Genomic DNA, 282 nt, shown 5'->3' with positions numbered 1-282 from the left:
AACCAACAGCGCGTTCACCAGCCCCAGCAGCACGCCGATGCCGCCGGCAAGCACAAAAGCCACCGCGAAGTTGCCGCCTACTTTTTGCAGCATCACCACCATGCCGTACTGGGCGATAATGGTCATAGCCGGGAAGGAGATATCAATCCCGCCGGCGATCAGCACCACGAACAGACCACAGGCGAGAATGGTCAGCATCGCATAGTTATTAGCGAGGTCGTAAAGATTGCCGAAAGTGAAAAATTCCTCACTGCGCCAGCCCAGCAGCAGGCACAGCGCAAT

At 56.7% G+C, this 282-nt stretch carries 1 pseudogene; it reads right to left on the bottom strand.

Annotation, left to right across the window (positions count from 1 at the left end):
• Positions 1–282: pseudogene (locus ACSIPU_RS31240) on the bottom strand (ABC transporter permease); the annotation flags it as partial.

The organism is Klebsiella sp. HN106, from assembly GCF_051209435.1.
Classification (GTDB): Bacteria; Pseudomonadota; Gammaproteobacteria; order Enterobacterales; family Enterobacteriaceae; genus Klebsiella; species Klebsiella oxytoca.
The sequence above is the reverse complement of the archived record's forward strand: the minus strand, read 5'-3'. Positions and strand labels throughout refer to the sequence as shown.